Annotated in this window: 19 protein-coding genes; 16 read left to right on the top strand and 3 right to left on the bottom strand. The window is 47.3% G+C overall.

Translation table 11 applies throughout. The annotated features are described in order from the left end of the window. The first annotated feature begins 295 nt into the window (after window positions 1-295). From fliD to fliT, 3 genes are read left to right on the top strand one after another with little or no spacing between them, the layout of a single operon-like run. Window positions 296-1,684 carry a flagellar filament capping protein FliD gene (gene fliD / locus LOZ86_RS13275; RefSeq protein ID WP_230242119.1) on the top strand — a complete coding sequence of 463 codons (1,389 nt, stop codon included), beginning with the start codon at window positions 296-298 and terminating at the stop codon, window positions 1,682-1,684. Window positions 1,685-1,714: 30 nt separating this feature from the next. Then, entirely contained in the window at window positions 1,715-2,125 is a 411-nt protein-coding gene (gene fliS, locus LOZ86_RS13280) for a flagellar export chaperone FliS (RefSeq protein ID WP_039485679.1), read from the top strand. Continuing rightward, window positions 2,073-2,504, top strand: a complete 432-nt coding sequence (gene fliT / locus LOZ86_RS13285; RefSeq protein WP_230242129.1) for a flagella biosynthesis regulatory protein FliT — start codon at window positions 2,073-2,075, stop codon at window positions 2,502-2,504. Before fliS ends, fliT begins: the two co-directional genes overlap by 53 nt. 276 nt (window positions 2,505-2,780) lie before the next feature. On the opposite strand, the gene fliE is transcribed toward fliT, so the two are convergent. After that, window positions 2,781-3,095: a flagellar hook-basal body complex protein FliE gene (gene fliE, locus LOZ86_RS13290; protein WP_010279635.1), complete on the bottom strand. Its 315-nt coding sequence runs from the start codon at window positions 3,093-3,095 to the stop codon at window positions 2,781-2,783. A gap of 260 nt (window positions 3,096-3,355) precedes the next feature. Between fliE and fliF the strand changes: the two genes are divergently transcribed. From fliF to fliR, 13 genes are all read left to right on the top strand, one after another. Then, window positions 3,356-5,074: a flagellar basal-body MS-ring/collar protein FliF gene (gene fliF / locus LOZ86_RS13295; RefSeq protein ID WP_165708096.1), complete on the top strand. Its 1,719-nt coding sequence runs from the start codon at window positions 3,356-3,358 to the stop codon at window positions 5,072-5,074. Then, the gene (fliG, locus tag LOZ86_RS13300) at window positions 5,071-6,063 is read left to right on the top strand and encodes a flagellar motor switch protein FliG (protein ID WP_039485692.1); all 993 of its coding nucleotides are present in this window, start codon (window positions 5,071-5,073) and stop codon (window positions 6,061-6,063) included. The genes fliF and fliG overlap by 4 nt, the downstream gene beginning before the upstream one ends. Next, a complete protein-coding gene (gene fliH, locus LOZ86_RS13305) occupies window positions 6,056-6,778 on the top strand; it encodes a flagellar assembly protein FliH (RefSeq protein WP_111778790.1) in 723 nt (240 codons plus the stop codon). Before fliG ends, fliH begins: the two co-directional genes overlap by 8 nt. Beyond that, window positions 6,778-8,148 carry a flagellar protein export ATPase FliI gene (gene fliI / locus LOZ86_RS13310; RefSeq protein WP_039485698.1) on the top strand — a complete coding sequence of 457 codons (1,371 nt, stop codon included), beginning with the start codon at window positions 6,778-6,780 and terminating at the stop codon, window positions 8,146-8,148. Before fliH ends, fliI begins: the two co-directional genes overlap by 1 nt. Before the next feature lie 8 nt (window positions 8,149-8,156). Further along, the gene (gene fliJ, locus LOZ86_RS13315) at window positions 8,157-8,603 is read left to right on the top strand and encodes a flagellar export protein FliJ (RefSeq protein ID WP_039485700.1); all 447 of its coding nucleotides are present in this window, start codon (window positions 8,157-8,159) and stop codon (window positions 8,601-8,603) included. Further along, a complete protein-coding gene (locus LOZ86_RS13320) occupies window positions 8,600-9,904 on the top strand; it encodes a flagellar hook-length control protein FliK (RefSeq protein ID WP_039485702.1) in 1,305 nt (434 codons plus the stop codon). Before fliJ ends, LOZ86_RS13320 begins: the two co-directional genes overlap by 4 nt. Before the next feature lie 155 nt (window positions 9,905-10,059). Continuing rightward, entirely contained in the window at window positions 10,060-10,539 is a 480-nt protein-coding gene (fliL, locus tag LOZ86_RS13325) for a flagellar basal body-associated protein FliL (RefSeq protein ID WP_039485704.1), read from the top strand. 5 nt (window positions 10,540-10,544) lie between these two features. Then, window positions 10,545-11,558, top strand: coding sequence for a flagellar motor switch protein FliM (fliM, locus tag LOZ86_RS13330; RefSeq protein ID WP_039485706.1), 1,014 nt, complete (start codon window positions 10,545-10,547; stop codon window positions 11,556-11,558). After that, on the top strand, window positions 11,551-11,964 hold the full coding sequence (gene fliN, locus LOZ86_RS13335) for a flagellar motor switch protein FliN (protein ID WP_010279616.1): 414 nt from the start codon (window positions 11,551-11,553) through the stop codon (window positions 11,962-11,964). Before fliM ends, fliN begins: the two co-directional genes overlap by 8 nt. Then, window positions 11,964-12,386, top strand: coding sequence for a flagellar biosynthetic protein FliO (gene fliO, locus LOZ86_RS13340; RefSeq protein ID WP_039485708.1), 423 nt, complete (start codon window positions 11,964-11,966; stop codon window positions 12,384-12,386). The genes fliN and fliO overlap by 1 nt, the downstream gene beginning before the upstream one ends. Then, window positions 12,383-13,159, top strand: a complete 777-nt coding sequence (fliP, locus tag LOZ86_RS13345) for a flagellar type III secretion system pore protein FliP (RefSeq protein ID WP_039485711.1) — start codon at window positions 12,383-12,385, stop codon at window positions 13,157-13,159. Before fliO ends, fliP begins: the two co-directional genes overlap by 4 nt. A 20-nt stretch (window positions 13,160-13,179) precedes the next feature. Next, entirely contained in the window at window positions 13,180-13,449 is a 270-nt protein-coding gene (gene fliQ / locus LOZ86_RS13350; RefSeq protein ID WP_039485713.1) for a flagellar biosynthesis protein FliQ, read from the top strand. A 2-nt stretch (window positions 13,450-13,451) separates the two neighbouring features. Beyond that, a complete protein-coding gene (gene fliR, locus LOZ86_RS13355; protein ID WP_039485716.1) occupies window positions 13,452-14,246 on the top strand; it encodes a flagellar biosynthetic protein FliR in 795 nt (264 codons plus the stop codon). A gap of 373 nt (window positions 14,247-14,619) precedes the next feature. Here the strand turns inward: fliR and flgL are convergent, their stop codons facing one another. Continuing rightward, window positions 14,620-15,573, bottom strand: coding sequence for a flagellar hook-associated protein FlgL (flgL, locus tag LOZ86_RS13360; RefSeq protein ID WP_111778789.1), 954 nt, complete (start codon window positions 15,571-15,573; stop codon window positions 14,620-14,622). Window positions 15,574-15,604: 31 nt separating this feature from the next. Then, a complete protein-coding gene (gene flgK / locus LOZ86_RS13365; protein ID WP_039485722.1) occupies window positions 15,605-17,299 on the bottom strand; it encodes a flagellar hook-associated protein FlgK in 1,695 nt (564 codons plus the stop codon). Between the last annotated feature and the right edge of the window lie 6 nt (window positions 17,300-17,305).

The following is a 17,305-nucleotide window of genomic DNA, read 5'->3' on the forward strand; positions in this document are numbered from 1 at the left end:
TTTCGGGTTAGACCCACGGGTTCATCCCCGTCGCTAACATTTATCGGAACGCTTTTCAGAAGCTTTAATTTTTTTTGCCAAATTTATTTTTAAACAGGTTCTCATCTTTTGCTAAGTGTCCAAGCCATCTTGTGATTTTGCTTCACCCACAATGAGAACTACGGCATGATGAGGATGCCCCACCAAGGGAAGGTATGGCACAGTAAAGCTACGTAATCTTACCTGCTAAACTTATTACTGATACTGCCGATAACTCTTACATAGATAGCTAAACTCGGAATAAAAGGATTCGATCATGGCAAGCATTTCCTCATTAGGTGTAGGCTCAGGTCTGGATTTATCAACATTGTTAACTAATTTAAGGACTGCTGAAAACCAGCGCCTAACGCCAATTACCAGTCAGCAAAGTAGTTACAAAGCTCAACTTACAGGTGTTAGCGCACTCAAAAGTGCCCTCGACAAATTCAATACCGCTAACAACACCTTAGCCAAGTCCGAGTCTTTTGGTATAGTGACGGGTTCTATTGATGGCATTACTAATACCAAGGTCTCCAGCACTAATAAGGCTTTCACTGCAACAACAGCCAGCAAGTCAGTTGCGGGCAGCTATAGCGTAGAAGTAAAACAATTAGCGCAAGCACATTCGATTACGTCTTCGGTTCAAGCCAGTGCAACAGCCGCATTAAGCGCAACGGATACTACGCTTAAGATTGCTCAAGCTGACGGAAAATCACTGACCATTGACATTAAAGGAGGAGAAACCTCACTCAATGGTGTCCGTGATGCGATTAACAAAGCGAATGGTGGAGTGACCGCAAGCGTAGTGAAGGCGAAAGATAACGAGTACTATTTGATGTTAACCGCTAAAAATAGCGGTGAAAAAGGTGAGATTACATTAACTGATAGCGGCAATGTTTTGGGTTCAACAACCGAGAAAGTCGCGGCACAAAACTCAGTAATTATTGCAAACGGTATCGAAATTGAACGCCAAAGTAATACGATCGATGATGCATTCGAAGGTGTCACACTAACGTTGCAAGCAAAAACAGAAACAGGCAAACCTGAAACCTTGACCATCGATCAAGATATTACTGGGATGAAAGACGCGGTTAAGGCATGGGTTGATGCCTATAATGCTCTACAAGACACCATTATTTCACAAACCAAATACACCGCCGTTGACGCAGGGGAAGCTCAGTCCACTAGCAACGGAGCCCTGATAGGCGACTCAACCGTCCGTGGTATCCAGGATAAACTCAAATCCCAGTTGACGACCGTTCAGAGCTCAAGCGGCGAATTTCGCATTCTTGCTGATTTAGGCATTACGCAAAACTTTAAGACAGGCAAGCTTGAAATAAACAATACGGTTCTCGACAAGGCGCTGAAAGAAGAGCCAGGAAAAGTTCAAGAATTTTTCGTAGGGAACAATGATAAAACCGGTTTTGCAACACAGACCCGTAGTTATTTGAAAGAAGTTCTCGATACGAAAGAGGGAACGATTAAGACTAAAGAAGATAGTATAAACAGTACATTGAAATCGTTAGATACTCAGTACAAACGAGTCAGTGACGGTATCGAACAGACAATTGCTCGCTACCAGAAGCAGTTTACTGACTTGGATAAAGCCATGTCTAATATGAGCAGCACCGTCAACCAGTTGACCAGCATGTTCTCTAAACTCTAAATTCTCGATGAAAGACATATAGGTAATCTGATGTACAACATGAAAGGCAGCCAGGCCTACGCTCAGGTAGGCCTTGAAAGCAGTGTGATGAGCGCAAGCCCGCACCAGCTTATCGTCATGCTGTTTGATGGTGCGCGTAGTGCAATGGTGCGCGCACGCATCCTCATGGAGCAAGGTGATATACCAGGTAAAGGCATGGCGTTATCTAAAGCAATTAATATTATCAATAACGGACTAAAAGCGGGATTAGACATGGAAAGAGGGGGGGAACTCGTTGAAAATCTGTCCGCCCTGTATGACTACATGTCTCAACGTTTGTTGATTGCTAATCTACATAACGATCCCAAAGCGATAGAAGAAGTCGAAGTGTTACTGGAAAATATCGCTGATGCCTGGCGACAAATCGGTCCTAACTATAAACCAGAGCAGGAAGTACGTTAATGGCCTCCCCCATCGGCTTCTAAAAGATTACCAACAGCTTTTGTCTCTGAGTCAAAAAATTCTTCATTTGGCCGTCAGCGGCCAATGGGATACGTTGGTTGAGCAAGAGATTGTTTATGTTCAGTCCGTTGAAGGCTTAGTTAACACGCCAATTCCTGACGAAATTGACAGTGTGATGCGTTTGCATCTGCGACAGATTTTGCAGGAAGTGATGGATAATGAAGCGAAAGTAAAACAACTTCTGCAGAAGCGGATGGACGAGTTAAGTTCGTTAATGGGACAATCACTGAAGCAAAAGTCAATTAATACGACTTATAGCGAATTTGCTGGGCAGCGACTGCTTCCAGGTGAACCCGCTCCAGGTGAGCCAAGCTCATAATTTCATACTCGTTATATACGACACTCGCGCCCTTACTCTTGCCTGATACGGGCGCGTTTTTTTACCCACAAACGCGGCTTTTACTCTGGATGCTCAGACTATCAGCATAACGAAATCAGTACGCGTTAAGAATTTAGAGATGAGAGGACGTGAAAACAGGGAATAGACACAGGTGGGAAGCCGGCATAAATAAAGATTGTGCGTAATTTCATTGCATTAGCAGTGAGATTACGCACAATGACTTTGCTAGTTGCAGGTTGATGTCATTAGACGACATCAAACAGACATATTCATCACTTCCTGATACGCAGATACCAGTTTATTACGTACCTGAATGCCCATCTGCATTGAAATGGATGATTTCTGCAAATCCACCATCACATCATTCAATGCTACGCCTGGCACACCCAAGGTAAATTTTTCAGCCTGCGTACGAGCCGTCTGCTGTGTGTCGCTGATCTTATCGATCGCGGCCTTCAGCTCACTGGCAAAACCAGGTTCTACCGATGGTCTGGCTATTGGCGTGTCAGCAGCCTGCAGAGCTTTGACCTGCATTTGCTGTAAAACGCCATCTATACCTTGAACTGACATAACACCTCACTACATCATACAGAGTAGACTGCTTATGCATTTTCTATGACAGCATTACCCTATCACACAGCTTTTCAGATAAATCGCACAATTAGCGCGAAAAATGCCACCTTATCGACCCATCGATTTTTCTTTTACGGAAAATAATGACATGCCGATAAATGTAGGCGAAATGTTTTATTGATTGCGCAATCAGGGAGTTCTGTTTTGTCACGTCACAACGTTAAGTATATCGTTCAACAACCAAGCAGAGATAGAGTATGAACGCCTCATTCACCGGAACCGCTACCGGTAAAAATAGCTTTGGCGAAATACTCAACCGGTTACGCGCCAATCCGAAAATTCCGCTATTGATCGCAGCCGCTGCGACCATAGCGATCGTCGTTGCGTTGACGCTATGGGCCAAAGGTCCAGACTATCGAGTGCTTTATAGCAATATAAATGACCGTGACGGTGGTGCGATTGTCAGCGAATTAACGAAGCTGAATATCCCTTATCGCTTTGCGGAAAATGGCGGGGCGATCATGATTCCCGCCGCAAATGTCTATGAGACCCGTCTCCGACTTGCTCAATTGGGGCTGCCAAAAGGCGGCGCGGTTGGCTTTGAATTGCTCGATCAGGAAAAGTTTGGCATCAGCCAATTCAGCGAGCAGATTAATTACCAGCGTGCACTCGAAGGTGAGTTGTCCAGAACGATAGAAACGCTCGGCCCCGTTCAGAATGCGCGAGTTCACCTTGCTATACCGAAGCCTTCACTGTTCGTTCGTGAGCAAAAAGCCCCCTCTTCGTCCGTCACCCTGACATTACAACCGGGTCGTGCATTAGATGAAGGGCAAATCAATTCCATCGTTTATATGGTTTCCAGCAGTGTTGCTGGTCTGCCACCAGATAATGTTACGGTCGTCGATCAGACTGGGCGCCTGTTAACTCAGGCTGGCGGCAGCGGCCGCGATCTGAATGCTGCGCAACTGAAGTACAGCAACGAAGTCGAGGCGATGTACCAACGCCGCATAGAGTCAATTATCGCGCCGATGGTTGGCATGGGTAACGTACATGCCCAGGTCACCGCACAAATCGATTTCTCTGCTCGTGAACAAACTGATGAGCAGTATCAACCCAACCAACCGCCAGATAAAGCGGCTGTTCGCTCTCAGCAAACCAGCCAGAGTGAGCAAAAAGGCGGCCCGAACGTCGGTGGCGTTCCAGGTGCATTAACCAATCAGCCCGCACCGGCGCCTACAGCCCCTATCGCGACACCGCCAAGTAATGCCAATGCGAACAATCAGGCTGGCCAGCAGAACCAAAACAATGCGGCAGGTGCGCAAGCTAATGCGGCAAATGCAAATACCGTTATTCAGACATCAAATGTTCGTAATGATGCAACAACCAACTATGAAGTCGACAAGACGATTTTACATACCAAACACAGTTCGGGTGGTGTGAAGCGCTTGTCTGCGGCCGTTATTGTTAACTACCAGCCTCCTGGTGAGGATGGCAAACCGGTTGCACTGACGGAAGAACAGATCAAACAGATTGAAACAGTAGCACGCGAAGCAATGGGCTTCTCCACTGAACGTGGCGATACATTAAATGTCGTGAATACGCCATTTATGGATAGCACTGACGGTTCTGGCGAACTCCCCTTCTGGCAAAAACAGGCATTTTTCGATCTCCTAATGGAAGCTGGCCGCTGGCTGCTGGTTCTGATCGTTGCTTGGATTCTGTGGCGTAAACTGGTTCGTCCACAATTGCAGAGAAAAGCACAGCAACAAGAAGCGGCGCTGGCGGCGGCGGCCCTGTCTCAAGGTACAGACAGCGATGTTATGGTCAACTTGAGTAGCTCGGAAGTTGAACAGCAACGGAAATCGCAGCAACGCGTCAATGCAGAAATGCAAAGTAACCGCATACGTGAAATGGCAGAGAACGATCCACGCGTTGTCGCTCTGGTAATCCGTCAATGGATGAGTACTGAACTATGACCCTCACAGGAACAGAAAAAAGCGCCATCTTATTGATGACCATCGGTGAAGACCGCGCAGCGGAAGTGTTTACTCATCTTTCGACCAAAGAAGTGCAGCACCTGAGTTCTGCAATGGCGAACCTGAGACAGGTATCACAACAGCAGTTGCTCGAAATCCTGAGGGAGTTTGAGGCTGACTCAGAGCAATATGCCGCTCTCAGTGTGAATGCCAGCGATTACCTCCGCTCAGTGCTTATCAAAGCCCTTGGTGAAGAACGAGCGTCTAGCCTGCTGGAAGATATTCTGGAGAGCCGTGACTCTACGAGTGGAATGGAAACACTCAACTTTATGGAGCCGCAGATTGCCGCAGACCTTATTCGCGACGAACACCCGCAGATTATCGCAACAATCTTGGTGCACCTGAAGCGTGCTCAGGCTGCCGATATCTTAGCCCTGTTTGACGAACGTCTTCGTCATGACGTTATGCTACGTATCGCGACCTTCGGCGGCGTTCAACCTTCCGCACTGGCAGAATTGACAGACGTTCTGAATGGCTTGCTGGATGGTCAGAATCTCAAACGCAGCAAAATGGGTGGTGTTCGTACTGCGGCTGAGATTATCAACCTGATGAAAACCCAGCAGGAAGAAGCGGTTATCGATGCTGTACGCGAATTCGATGGCGAACTGGCACAGAAAATCATCGACGAAATGTTCCTGTTCGAAAATCTGGTGGACGTGGACGACCGCAGTATCCAGCGCCTTCTGCAAGAAGTCGAGTCCGAGTCTCTGCTGTTGGCATTGAAAGGTGCCGAAGAGCCTTTACGCGAGAAATTCCTGCGCAATATGTCTCAGCGTGCTGCAGAAATTCTTCGCGACGACCTTTCAACTCGCGGTCCAGTACGTATGTCGCAGGTTGAAAACGAACAGAAAGCCATTCTGCTTATCGTCCGTCGACTGGCAGACAGCGGCGAGATGATTATCGGTGGCGGCGAGGATGCTTATGTCTAACGCCCCCAAAAACCTGGCCTGGCAGCCTTGGAAGCCTAACGATTTGGCTGAATCCGTTTCAAAGTCCGTTCCAACATATCAGGTAAGTGATGAACCTGAATTGTCGGACATCGAGAATTTCTCTGAAGAAAACGTCCTTTCTACCGCAGAGGACGAACTCGCCTCTCTGCGTGAAAGTACGATGCAACAGGCACGAGAAACGGGTTTTGCGCAAGGCCACCAACAAGGTTATGACGCCGGTTATCAGGAGGGTTTAGCCAAAGGGCAACAGCAGGGCTTACAAAACGCCTTGCAGCAGCAGCAGCCGATCATCGAACAAATGCAGCACATGGTCACCGAATTCCAACAGACGCTGGATACACTCGACAGTGTGATCCCCGCTCGTTTGATGCAGTTGGCGTTGACCGCAGCCAAGCAGATTCTGGGGCAACCTCCGGTATGCGACGGTAATGCGCTGCTCGGTCAGATACAGCAATTGATTCAGCAAGAGCCTATGTTTTCAGGTAGAACGCAGTTACGCGTTCACCCTTCAGATCTGGAACGTGTTGAACAGTTTTTGGGCCCAACGCTCAGCTTACATGGTTGGAGATTGCTTGCCGATAGCCAACTTCATCCTGGTGGTTGTAAAGTCAGCGCGGAAGAAGGCGATTTGGATGCCAGTCTGGCAACACGCTGGCACGAACTTTGCCGTTTAGCCGCACCAGGAGAACTATGATGACTTCGCGCCTCGGACGCTGGCTTTCTTCTCTCGATTCATTTGAGAAGCGCATTGATGACACGCCTTCGGTGCGTCGTTACGGCCGCTTAACCCGGGCGACAGGTTTGGTATTGGAAGCGACAGGGTTACATATGCCACTGGGTGCCACCTGCCTCATTGAACGGCAGAATGGCTCACAGGTTGAAGAAATCGAAAGTGAAGTTGTCGGTTTCAACGGGCAAAAACTCTTTCTTATGCCGCTGGAAGAAGTTGAAGGTATTACCCCTGGAGCACGCGTCTACGCCCGCGTCGGCCAAGACAGCAGCAGCCAGGGGAAGCAATTACCATTAGGCCCTGAATTACTGGGTCGAGTACTGGATGGTAGCGCGAAACCGCTGGATGGTTTACCAGCACCGGATACAGGCTATCGCGCAGCGCTGATTACGCCACCGTTCAACCCATTACAAAGAACGGCTATCGACAGTGTTCTGGATGTAGGTGTTCGAGCCATCAACGCATTGCTTACCGTGGGCCGGGGGCAGCGAATGGGTCTGTTTGCGGGTTCCGGGGTAGGTAAAAGTGTGCTGTTGGGTATGATGGCGCGCTATACTCAGGCTGACGTCATCGTTGTTGGCCTTATCGGTGAACGTGGCCGAGAAGTGAAAGACTTTATCGAGAATATCCTAGGTACGGAAGGACGAGCGCGTTCCGTCGTTATTGCCGCACCGGCTGATGTTTCTCCATTATTAAGAATGCAGGGCGCCGCGTATGCCACGCGTATTGCTGAAGATTTTCGCGATCGCGGGCATCACGTTCTGCTCATCATGGATTCGCTCACGCGTTATGCCATGGCACAGCGTGAAATTGCTTTAGCGATTGGCGAACCGCCAGCGACCAAGGGTTATCCCCCTTCTGTCTTCGCTAAATTACCTGCGCTAGTAGAGCGCGCAGGAAATGGTATTCATGGAGGTGGTTCAGTCACCGCCTTCTATACTGTTCTAACAGAAGGTGACGATCAGCAGGATCCTATCGCTGACTCCGCTCGCGCCATCCTTGACGGGCATATCGTATTGTCACGTCAATTAGCTGAGTCTGGCCATTATCCGGCAATTGATATTGAAGCATCGATTAGTCGTGCGATGACAGCGCTGATCGATGAAGGTCATTATGCTTCTGTCAGGCAGTTTAAACAGTTACTATCCAGCTACCAACGTAACCGTGATTTAGTCAGTGTTGGTGCCTACGCCGCAGGCAGCGACCCTATGCTTGATAAAGCAATTCGGCTTTACCCGCACCTGGAAGCTTTCTTGCAGCAGGGTATGTTTGAACAAAGTAACTATGAAGAGTCCTGCCAGGCGTTGCACACTATTTTCCCTCGTAGCGAGTAGGAGAGCAGATGAAAACCCAGTCACCGCTGGTTACACTACGCGAACTGGCGCAGAAGGACGTTGAGAAAGCAGCAGGCCAGTTGGGTCAAGTGCGTCAGGCACATCAGCAGGCCGAGCAGCAGCTCAATATGCTGTTAAACTATCAGGATGACTATCGTCAAAAATTGAACTCGACGATGACCTCTGGTATGGCAAATAATAGCTGGCAAAATTATCAGCAGTTCATCCGGACGTTGGACGGTGCAATTGAGCAACACAGGCAACAGCTCTCGCAGTGGACATCACGTTTAGATTTAGCAATGAAGACCTGGCAAGAAAAACAGCAACGCTTGAACGCATTTGAAAAACTGCAGGATCGTGAACTGACAAGACAGCTTGCCAAAGAGAACAAAATAGAACAAAAACAAATGGATGAATTTGCCCAACGGGCCTCACAGAGGAAAGCAGAATCATGAATCTGTCCGCGTTACCTATAGCTACCACTGCCAGTGATACAAGCGGTTCTTCCGCTTCGTTACTGACACAGGGTGAGCTGCCAAAAGATTTTGTTGATCTGTTGAGCAAACGCATATCACAAGTAGCCGATACTTCGGGTAAAAAAACGCTCGATAAAGTAGACGAAGAAGCCCTGCTAAGCGCGTTAGGGAAAGATAATGCTTCGCTGAGCCGTGACGATTTAAATGCCCTGCTTTCTTCCTTCAGTTCTCTCACGGGAGCAACGATTACAGCGGGTAAGCAAAATCCAGAAATTGTAGGGCAGGCGAAGTTTAAGAATCTGGACAAAAAAGAAAGTGACAGCACGGCAAATGACACTATCGCCATGCAGGCACTGCTTGCCATGTTGCAGACAGCGCCACTTCCTATACAACCTGCCGCTGATAGTATTGCAGCAACTGCCGTAAATGCAGGGTTAATGATTCCAGGTCTTATTGACGCTAAACGCCAGAATGAGGCGTCCGCATCGGTACTAAACAATACGGGTGAAAGTGCTAAAGGCACGCTGGCAAAATTACTCGACACGTCAGTGATGCCAGATAAAGATGCAGGCATATCACGCGATTTGCATCATGCCGCTAAGCAAACCTCATCAGCAACAACCGAATCTGCGGATGAGGCTGCAAAGTTTGCGCTAACGACGCCAAACTCCCTTACAGGCGATCGCAATGTGTCTGAATCAGTCTCTACGTTAGGCAACGGCGCGTCTCAAACAACACCGCCTGTCGCACAGGCTATGCATATTCAGCCGGCATCGGTGGGAACAACCACCCCAGCCCCTCAGGCAGCTAGCGCACAAAGCGCACAACTGAATGCACCATTTGGCTCACCGCAATGGCAAGATGCATTGGGCCAGCAAATCATTATGTTCAGCCGTAATGGTCAACAGACCGTAGAGTTACGTTTGAACCCACAGGAATTGGGCGCCCTGCACATCAGTCTAAAAATTGATGATAATCAGGCTCAAATTCATCTGGCTTCAGCAAGCGGTCAGGTTCGTTCAGCGCTGGAAGCTGCACTGCCTCACCTGCGTAATGCGATGGCAGAGAGCGGAATTAACCTTGGCCAGAGCAGCGTAGGCAGTGATTCCTCTGCCTGGCAGCAGCAAATGGCGGGTAATAACAACGATGGCAACAACCGTGGCCCGTCTTACCAACAACAATTTGGCCATTCATCAGACAGCACAAATGAATTATTAGACGTACCAGAACAGTTAAGATCAATGGCATCATCGGTCAACGGCGTTGATATCTTTGCCTGAAAGTGAAGTAAACGAATAAGTTAGCACGATTTTCCCTGCCTATTCTCTGTATTGAACATTGCAATAGGCAGGATAATCATCAACATTACGCATTTATTTATTGTTGGTTTCATCCAGCAATAAATATCGATAAGTAACGGGAACTATCTTTGGCTATGTCTGATATGCAAGTTCGACCAGGACGTAAACGGTCTATTTGGCTAATACTACTGATTATCGTTGCTCTCGCTGCAACTGGTGCTGCGGGTGCCGCTTGGTGGCTATTAAGTCAGAAAAATACGGCAACGGCTGAGCAGGAAGCACCGCCACCGCCAGAGCCTGTTTTCATGCCACTGGATACCTTTACCGTTAATCTCGTCAATGCAGATAATGACCCTGATCGCGTGTTATATGTTGGATTCACGCTGCGTTTACCAGATGAAGCAACGCGTACACGGTTTACGAATTATCTGCCAGAAGTTCGCAGCAGACTGTTATTACTGCTTTCTCGTCAGGACGCGATTGCGCTTGCCAATGAGCAAGGTAAACAAAAGCTGATAGAGCAAATTAAGCAAGTGCTAAGCCCACCATTAGTTCCTGGTCAACCTAACCAGGTCGTTACTGATGTTCTGTTCACGGCCTTTATACTGCGGTAACCATTATGGGCGATAGTATTCTTTCACAAGCAGAAATTGACGCATTATTAAACGGCGACAGCGGCGATAGTGACACTGAAGCAAATGCGGCATCAAAAACGGATGGCGGCGTTAAGCCCTATGATCCGAATACTCAGCGACGCGTTATCCGTGAGCGTTTACAGGCGTTAGAGATCATTAATGAACGTTTTGCTCGCCAGTTCAGAATGTCATTATTTAACCTGTTACGCCGTAGCCCTGATATCACCGTAGGTGGAATCAAGATCCAGCCTTACCATGAGTTCGCCAGAAACCTTCCGGTACCGACGAACCTGAATCTGATTCACTTAAAACCGCTACGTGGTACTGCATTATTTGTATTTTCACCAAGCCTGGTATTTATCGCCGTAGATAACCTTTTTGGCGGTGATGGGCGCTTCCCGACGAAAGTTGAAGGACGTGAATTTACCCACACAGAGCAGCGCGTAGTTAAGCGTATGTTGCGCTTGGCTCTGGAAGCCTATGGCGAAGCCTGGAATGCGATTTACAAACTTGACATCGAATACGTACGTTCAGAAATGCAGGTCAAGTTTACCAACATCACAACGTCGCCTAACGATATCGTCGTAACGACACCGTTCCATGTTGAAATCGGCTCACTGACTGGCGAATTTAACATCTGTATTCCTTTTTCAATGATCGAACCGCTACGCGAACTGCTCGCGAATCCGCCATTGGAAAACTCTCGTCAGGAAGACCAGAGCTGGCGTGACACTCTAGCCAAGCAGGTACAGCATTCCGAATTGGAACTCGTTGCAAGCTTTGTTGATATTCCGCTGCGATTGTCCAAGATTCTGAAGCTGCAGCCCGGCGATGTTTTACCGATCGACAAACCTGACAAAATCGTTGCTCATGTTGACGGCGTGCCTGTGCTGACCAGCCAATATGGCACATTAAACGGGCAATATGCCCTACGTGTTGAACATTTGATTAACCCTATATTGAATTCTCTGGATAACGAGGAACAGCCCCATGAGTGACACCAAGAAACCGTCCGACGATAAGGAATCAGTGGACGATCTGTGGGCTGATGCATTTAACGAGCAGCAGGCTGCAGAAAAACCGGCCGCGACAACGGAAGGCATTTTTAAGTCTCTAGACGGTCATGATCCGCTGGGTGCCCTACAAGATATCGATCTGATATTGGATATTCCTGTCAAACTCACCGTTGAGCTTGGCCGAACCAAAATGACGATAAAAGAACTGCTGCGTCTGACCCAGGGGTCTGTTGTTGCACTTGATGGTTTAGCGGGTGAACCGTTGGATATCCTGATTAACGGCTATCTGATCGCTCAGGGTGAGGTTGTTGTTGTATCTGACAAGTACGGTGTTCGTATTACAGATATCATCACGCCATCCGAACGTATGCGCCGCCTGAGTCGTTAATGGCAACAGCCTCGATATCATCCCCGGCCCCAGTAGCAAGTCAGCAGTCAACACTTGTTACTGAGCCACCACTTACCGGCAGCATGTTACTGACACAGGTTGGTAGCGTGCTCGCTGGTATTTTATTATTTATTCTGCTGATTGCCTGGCTGGCTCGCAAACTCGGCTTTGCTCCCCAAGCCAAGCAAAACAAGTTGCTGAAAGTGGTATCCAGTTGCCCTATCGGGCAGCGTGAACGTGTCGTCATTGTAGAGGTTGATAATACCTGGCTGGTGTTAGGTGTTACGGCTCAGCAAATCACACCGCTGCATACACTTCCGGCACAACCAACCAACGACAGTTCCTCCACTGGCGATACCAAGCCGGTAGATTTCAATCAACTGTTAAAGAAAGTTTTAAAGCGTCCGGAAAAATCGGAATGAGTGTCTTGCCTAATTATTTTCGTATCACCGCCCTGCTTCGCACACTGCGCTATGGTTTAGCTATCGGTTTATTATTCATGGCACCATCCGTATGGGCACAGCTTCCCGGAATTGTGACGCAGCCGCTACCTAACGGTGGACAGAGTTGGACGCTATCAGTACAAACACTGGTTTTCCTCACGTCATTAACATTTCTTCCTGCCGCATTGCTAATGATGACCAGCTTCACCCGCATCATTATTGTACTGAGTTTGTTACGTAATGCGCTGGGTACACCAACCGCACCACCGAATCAGGTATTGCTCGGGTTGACGCTTTTCCTGACATTTTTTGTCATGTCGCCAGTATTCAACCGCGTTTATGACGAAGCCTATCTTCCCTTCAGTCAGGATCAAATCAGCATGGAAGTCGCCATAGAACGTGGTGCGGAACCCGTGCGTGAGTTCATGCTGCGGCAGACTAGGGAAACCGATCTAGCGTTATTTACCCGGCTGGCAGCAATTCCAGAGATTCAGGGACCTGAAGCGGTACCCATGCGTGTACTTCTCCCTGCATTTGTGACCAGTGAGCTAAAGACAGCTTTCCAGATTGGTTTCACTGTATTTATTCCTTTCCTCATCATCGACCTCGTTGTTGCCAGTGTATTAATGGCATTGGGGATGATGATGGTTCCTCCAGCAACAATTTCTTTGCCTTTTAAACTCATGCTTTTCGTATTAGTCGATGGCTGGCAGCTGCTACTCGGTTCATTAGCACAAAGTTTTTATAGTTAGACGAATAGAGGAATGCGGCTATGACACCAGAATCGGTGATGGCACTTGGCTATGAAGCAATGAAAGTAGCATTGGCACTGGCGGCGCCTCCCCTGATGGCGGCACTGCTCAGCGGGCTGACCATTAGCCTCTTGCAGGCTGCCACCCAAATAAACGAAATGACACTGTCATTTATCCCTAAAATCCTAACGGTGTTCCTTACATTAGTGATCGCAGGTCCTTGGATGTTAAACCTCATGCTGGACTATATGCGTACGCTATTCGGCCAGTTACCTAATATTATTGGGTAAGCATGCTGACGTTTAACAGTTGGGACATGGTGAATTGGGTTAGCCAGTTTTTTTGGCCTTTTGTCAGAATTCTTGCACTGATCAGTACCGCACCTGTCTTTAACGAAAGAGCGATTGGTAATCGGGTGAAGATCGGTCTGGGTGTACTAATCACCCTGCTCGTTGCGCCCTATTTACCGTTAAACACCACGCCTATTTTTTCCGTCGCAGGTGTGTGGCTCTTAATACAGCAAATACTCATCGGCGTTACGCTAGGCCTGTCAATGCAGTTAGCATTTGCTGCTATTCGCCATGCTGGCGAACTTATTGGCTTACAAATGGGGCTCGCTTTTGCGACCTTCTTTGATCCCACCGGTGGCCCGAATATGCAGGTAATCGCTCGTTTCCTGAATATTCTCGCGATTTTATTGTTCTTAACCTTCGATGGACACCTCTGGCTGATTTCGCTGTTAGCTGATAGCTTCTATACCCTGCCTATCAGTGCTAATCCTATCAACAGCTATGCATTTCTCGCTCTTGCACGTGCCGGTGGGCTGATTTTTATTAATGGATTGATGTTAGCGTTGCCAATCATAACCTTATTACTGACCATTAACCTGGCATTAGGTATGCTTAACCGTATGGCACCTCAACTCTCGATATTTGTCGTTGGTTTCCCGATTACACTCACCGTGGGAATTATGACGCTGGGTTTATTACTCCCACTCGTTCCCCCCTTTGCAGAGCATTTATTCAGCGAAGTATTCGACTTACTCGCTGATATTCTCACTCAGCTATCAAGTCCTAGCTCCCAATAGTAAAATTAAGAAATCCGTAGTGGTCGACGTTAGACCAATACGGATATCGTGCGCGTATATTTATTCCTCACTTCAACATCCTATCGCGACTTGTCATATGGCTATGCAAAGCTGTAATTTTGCCAAATCACGCGTAGGAAGTTGCGCCAGACATCGATGCACTAGAACAATCGATATACTAAAACAATCTATGCGCTAAAGAAACAGGTGTTATATAAACGAGATGCCAGAGAGAAGTGGGGGACGATCGGAGGAATAAAAAATGGCATGTCATCCATTCAATATAATGAAAGAAGTGACACGCCTAAAAAATACGCCCGGTTTAAGCGTATTCAAATCGTAAAGTAGAATAGATGAATATCCTCTATTACTACTATTTCATCTGGAACAACGACATTCCCTGCATGTTCTGAAACGTTGTGTAAGAAGCTTGCAAAGAAGACATCTGCATCATGTAAGAAGAAATCGCCTCAACCCAGTCAGTATCCTGCAATTGCGACAATGTCGTTTTGTTTGCTACATCGCGATCTTTACCAATAGCGTCAAGATTATCAATTTCATTGAGCTGAATGCCCAGTTCAGCACGGGCAGACGAAATATTACTCAATGAATTATTTAAACCGCGATTTGCCGTATTCATTGCAGCAGCAACACTTTCCTTTGTTGCATCATCTTCACCATCGAGCGGAGTTTCTAGCGCTTTGATAGCAATATCGAGGCTTTCAAACAAATCAGCCTGTACGCTACCATCAGGTTCAGTTTTTGCACCACCAGTTGCGCGCATAAATACGTCAGAACCAATATGGCTCACCGTCATAGAACGAGAAGAGTCCACTTGTTGTGAAATAGCCTGATATCCACCTTGATATTCGATACCAGATGCACCTTCGACAAAGGGAGTTTTATCAGTTTCATAACCGGCGAAAATATAATTACCATTACCATCGGTACTATTAGCCATATTAAGCAATTCAGCTTTCATGCCACGTAACGATGCTGCAATTGAGCTGCGGTTATCATCATTATTAGTTCCACCAGACTTAATTACTTCACTTAATGCGCTAGTGATCGTAATAGTACTTTTGCTTAAAATAGACTCTTCCAGAGACATACTTTGCTTAGCAAACGTACGCGCTAGCGTATATTGGCTGTTCTCCGACTGAGCCTGGTCAAGCATAATAACATTCGCTGCTGCAATCGGATCGTCTGATGGGTTTACGACACGTTTGCCCGTTGCTAACTGCTCACCTGTTTTTTGCCACGTTGCCTGACCATTAATAATGCCTTGCATATTTTGCTGATATATCATGCTGGTACTTAAACGCATGGTATTAATTCCTCTCAATCAAATGGTCAAACTAGTTACGGGCAGCTAAAAGCGCATCGAATATAGATTGTGCTGTTTTGATGACTTGAGCATTTGCCATATAATATTGCTGATAACGCATCAGATCGCCGTACTCTTCATCCAGGTTTACACCGGATACGGATTGCTGTTCTGCTGTCAGCTGCTTAACAACGTTTTGCTGCGATGTATTATTTATCTTCAACGTGCTAGTTTGGTTACCAATTGTACCTACCAGACTAGCATAGGCTCCGGAAACGCTCGCTTTCCCGCCTACAATTTTCTCATTTTGTAGAGCAAGCAGTGCCTTAGCATTGGTATTATCACCTACCCCACCAAAGACAGGATTACCGCTTGCGTCCAAAACCGGAGCACCATTTTCGTCAAGCTTAACGGATGCCGCCGCAATTTTATTAGGATCTGAAACAGCTACTGCCATATCGATAATGACGTCATTAACCGGCTTAAGCAGGAAGCTGTCATTCGTTGCTGGCGTCCCTGTGATAACCATTTTGACGCCATCAAAGTTCAGGCTGTTATCAGAGGTATCCACCGCCGCCGTGAATTTTGAATTATCAGACAAACGGGTTACTTGCCAATTAGCGCCATCGTATTTAATCGCATAATTAGTTGCCTGCACATCTTTGGTTTCGGTGTAAGACGGAGTTAACGCCGCGTTACCCCCGTTCTTACTGTCGTTCAGAACGACAGCCTTACCAAAAGAGAAGAAATCGCCGCCCTTAACACCATCACGATCGTAACCTTGCTGATGTTGGGTATTGAACGCATCGGCAAATGCCAGCGCTAACTGCCCTAATTGGCCACGTGCTTCATCTAGCGTTTCAGTGCGGAAAGAAAGTAAGCCGCCTAATGAACCACCAGTTAACGTACTCTCATTTAATGAGACAACATCGTTTGTCTGGTCTTTATATCCAATAGTCAGACGCGTTGGATCATTGCTTGAACCGATGGCTACCAGCTCATTGCTTATTCCAGCCTGAACCAGATTGGTACCATTTTTCAATGCTACGTTATAGACGATTCCATCCTGAACGGTAACGTCAACGCCTACTAATTTGTTAAGCTGATCGACAAGAAGATCGCGCTGATCGAGCAAATCATTAGGCATCGTGCCGCTATTCGCGCCCATTAGCTTCGTGATTTCATTATTTAAAGACGCAATCTGATCGGTATACGTATTAACTTGGCCAACAGTACTTTGAATCTGTGTATTCAGCCCACTGTCCATGTCACGCAAATATTTATCTGTAACTTTAAATTGGTTTACCAGCCCTTCAGCCTTGCCCAGTACGGTTTGGCGAGTCGACGAGTCGCCCGGATTACTGGTGAGGTTTTGCAGGTTAGAAAAGAACCCCTGAATCGTTGATGAAAGGCTCGTTGTGCTGCTAGCCAGAAGATTATCGATCTTGGAGATTTGCTCATAGTAAGCAGAAACCGAGCTGCTTGTCGTTTGTGCCGCACGCAGCTGATTAGTGATGAACTCATTGTATTGACGATTAATGCTAACAACATTGACACCGTTACCAATATACCCAGCCGATGTGGTGCTGCTAATAGCTTGCTCAAGTATCGCATTCTGCCGACTGTAGCCAGTAACAGCCTGATTACTAATGTTGTTACTCACTGTACTCAGCGCAACCTGTGCACCTTTTAAGCCACTCATCGCGGTGTTAATTAAATTGGACATAGGGTG

The organism is Pectobacterium parvum, assembly GCF_020971565.1.
Classification (GTDB): domain Bacteria; phylum Pseudomonadota; class Gammaproteobacteria; order Enterobacterales; family Enterobacteriaceae; genus Pectobacterium; species Pectobacterium polare.

What these genes read in the sequence shown, in the direction of transcription:
- fliO (WP_039485708.1), top strand. Translation starts at nt 11,964, where the DNA reads ATGGCAACAGCCTCGATATCATCCCCGGCCCCAGTAGCAAGTCAGCAG.
- fliS (WP_039485679.1), top strand. Translation starts at nt 1,715, where the DNA reads ATGTACAACATGAAAGGCAGCCAGGCCTACGCTCAGGTAGGCCTTGAA.
- fliP (WP_039485711.1), top strand. Translation starts at nt 12,383, where the DNA reads ATGAGTGTCTTGCCTAATTATTTTCGTATCACCGCCCTGCTTCGCACA.
- fliD (WP_230242119.1), top strand. Translation starts at nt 296, where the DNA reads ATGGCAAGCATTTCCTCATTAGGTGTAGGCTCAGGTCTGGATTTATCA.
- LOZ86_RS13320 (WP_039485702.1), top strand. Translation starts at nt 8,600, where the DNA reads ATGAATCTGTCCGCGTTACCTATAGCTACCACTGCCAGTGATACAAGC.
- fliN (WP_010279616.1), top strand. Translation starts at nt 11,551, where the DNA reads ATGAGTGACACCAAGAAACCGTCCGACGATAAGGAATCAGTGGACGAT.
- fliJ (WP_039485700.1), top strand. Translation starts at nt 8,157, where the DNA reads ATGAAAACCCAGTCACCGCTGGTTACACTACGCGAACTGGCGCAGAAG.
- fliL (WP_039485704.1), top strand. Translation starts at nt 10,060, where the DNA reads ATGTCTGATATGCAAGTTCGACCAGGACGTAAACGGTCTATTTGGCTA.
- fliG (WP_039485692.1), top strand. Translation starts at nt 5,071, where the DNA reads ATGACCCTCACAGGAACAGAAAAAAGCGCCATCTTATTGATGACCATC.
- fliQ (WP_039485713.1), top strand. Translation starts at nt 13,180, where the DNA reads ATGACACCAGAATCGGTGATGGCACTTGGCTATGAAGCAATGAAAGTA.
- fliH (WP_111778790.1), top strand. Translation starts at nt 6,056, where the DNA reads ATGTCTAACGCCCCCAAAAACCTGGCCTGGCAGCCTTGGAAGCCTAAC.
- fliR (WP_039485716.1), top strand. Translation starts at nt 13,452, where the DNA reads ATGCTGACGTTTAACAGTTGGGACATGGTGAATTGGGTTAGCCAGTTT.
- flgK (WP_039485722.1), bottom strand. Translation starts at nt 17,299, where the DNA reads ATGTCCAATTTAATTAACACCGCGATGAGTGGCTTAAAAGGTGCACAG.
- fliE (WP_010279635.1), bottom strand. Translation starts at nt 3,095, where the DNA reads ATGTCAGTTCAAGGTATAGATGGCGTTTTACAGCAAATGCAGGTCAAA.
- fliM (WP_039485706.1), top strand. Translation starts at nt 10,545, where the DNA reads ATGGGCGATAGTATTCTTTCACAAGCAGAAATTGACGCATTATTAAAC.
- fliI (WP_039485698.1), top strand. Translation starts at nt 6,778, where the DNA reads ATGACTTCGCGCCTCGGACGCTGGCTTTCTTCTCTCGATTCATTTGAG.
- flgL (WP_111778789.1), bottom strand. Translation starts at nt 15,573, where the DNA reads ATGCGTTTAAGTACCAGCATGATATATCAGCAAAATATGCAAGGCATT.
- fliF (WP_165708096.1), top strand. Translation starts at nt 3,356, where the DNA reads ATGAACGCCTCATTCACCGGAACCGCTACCGGTAAAAATAGCTTTGGC.
- fliT (WP_230242129.1), top strand. Translation starts at nt 2,073, where the DNA reads ATGCCTGGCGACAAATCGGTCCTAACTATAAACCAGAGCAGGAAGTAC.